Origin of the sequence: Kitasatospora sp. NPDC057692, from assembly GCF_042799475.1 — a bacterium.
Lineage (GTDB): Bacteria > Actinomycetota > Actinomycetes > Streptomycetales > Streptomycetaceae > Kitasatospora.
This window is the reverse complement of the sequence record NZ_JBHVIV010000192.1, coordinates 1-1,946: the sequence shown is the minus strand read 5'-3', so window position 1 is coordinate 1,946 and position 1,946 is coordinate 1. Positions and strand designations below refer to the sequence as shown.

2 protein-coding genes are annotated in these 1,946 nt (G+C 38.1%); both read left to right on the top strand.

Annotated elements, in window-relative coordinates; genetic code table 11:
* Positions 1-569 precede the first annotated feature (569 nt).
* Positions 570-743, top strand: coding sequence for a hypothetical protein (locus ACFVFS_RS40730; RefSeq protein WP_375839303.1), 174 nt, complete (start codon positions 570-572; stop codon positions 741-743).
* Positions 744-833: 90 nt separating this feature from the next.
* A complete protein-coding gene (locus ACFVFS_RS40725; protein WP_375839305.1) occupies positions 834-1,742 on the top strand; it encodes a hypothetical protein in 909 nt (302 codons plus the stop codon).
* Positions 1,743-1,946 lie beyond the last annotated feature (204 nt).

Sequence of the window (1,946 nt, the reverse complement as noted above, 5' to 3'; positions counted from 1 at the left end):
GGTGTGTATAAATGGGCACTCTCTGTGAAATTTGAAGCTTTGAAATTCCGAATGGCGCACTTATACACTCTGTCGAGTGAGTGCTAAAATGCTGAAGCATTTCCGTCAAGCGTGTGGAGGAATCTTGTAGAGAGATATAGCATAGATACCCGTATCTCTAGAGATATTTTGGTATATCCCTGCTATATCTATGGGGTATCTATGCTATATCTTTGGCTTCAAAAACGGCACCTGTTCTAAGAGCATAGAAACTCAACAGGCACAGCCTGTTTGACACCCTTTTTTTTAGGGTGGCACCGAGTTTCCTTATGCTCTTTTTCTCTGAAGCTAAACCTGTTTTATATGTCGTAGTCTTTTTATTGGGAGTGACCCCTTGCTGTACAATTTCCGGAGGTGCCGATAAGGGACGAATTTTCCCTTGTCGGTTGCCTTTGGGGATTGTAAGGGGTGGAGGCTCGGAATCAAAAGGAAACGAAATATCATTCCGAGTGTGCTTCTTTTTTCTGTTCTTGAATTCTATTATTTCCAATGTTAGAATTATGTTAACAACTTGTTAGGAGTGTGTTTGGATGGAAGAGAAAAAACAAATTGGACCTCGAATTACTGTTGAAACATTTAAAAAGCTAGAGTTATTAGCCGAACATTTTACAAAACACAATGAATTTGGAAGAGTTTCAAAAGATGCTGTAATTGAGTTTGCTATTAAGGAATTGTATAGGGACTATTTGGGAAAAGGACGCTAATTTTTGTTGAAAAACTGACTTCGGATTTGGGGTTCTTTATTATTAACTTGATTTTAATTAAACATTACAGGAAAAATTGAGGGGAAATGGATGGATAAACGCAATGGTGACGCGGTTTTCATAGCTCCAAATGATGTTGTAAAAGTGACCACTATGAATCACGTCATTGAAGTTCAGCATATGGAGAAGATGAACCGGAAAAATAATATCAAAAAATTGGACAAGGATAGGTTTGTAGACCTCTCTACTGGGGAGATCCGGGAGTTCGAGCATTCGGAAAATCGGCAGGAAAATTATAATTCTTTGAGACAAACCTTTAAGAAGCTGCGTTATTTGATAAATAACAATTTTATAGGACGGCCAAATGAATTACATATAACTTTGACATACAAGAAAAATATGACGGACACGAAAAAACTTTATAGTGATTTTCAAAATTTTATCGACAGGTTGCGTTATAAATACAAGAAAGAAAGTTCGATAGATTATTTATCGGTGGTAGAGCCACAAGGACGTGGAGCCTGGCATTGTCATGTTTTAATGCGCTTTAATGATTTGGATAAGATTTATATTAAAAATGCTGAATTAAGGAGTCTATGGGGTTTAGGATTTGTAACAATCAAGTCATTAAAGGATATAGACAACATAGGAGCCTATTTGAGCGCTTATTTGACTGATATAGACCTAGAAGATGTCCAAGACAGGGAAACAGCCTTAAAAGTGGCTTCAGAGGGCTGTGAGGTGCAAACAAAGATCGTAGAAGGTCGGGAAAAGAAATTTTTAAAAGGCGGACGGCTGCACATGTATCCTTCCGGAATGAATATGTATCGAAAATCAAAAGGGATTGTTAAGCCGGAACGGGAAGAAATGAAGTTCGGAGACATAAAAAAAGTAGTGGGTTCGGCAAAACCACACTACGAGAAAAGTTATCATGTCGAAAATGACAATTTTGAAAACACAATTTCGTTTCTCCAGTATAACACAAAACGTGATTTTTGAAGCAAAACGGTTCCTCTTTATGGAGCCGTTTTTTTTATTTCCCGAAGGGTTATTTGTCAGAATGACAAACCGATTTCGAGCCGGCGAGAACCCATTGTCACACCACGATTTAGGGGGTGTGTATAAATGGGCACTCTCTGTGAAATTTGAAGCTTTGAAATTCCGAATGGCGCACTTATACACTCTGTCGAGTGAGTGCTAAAA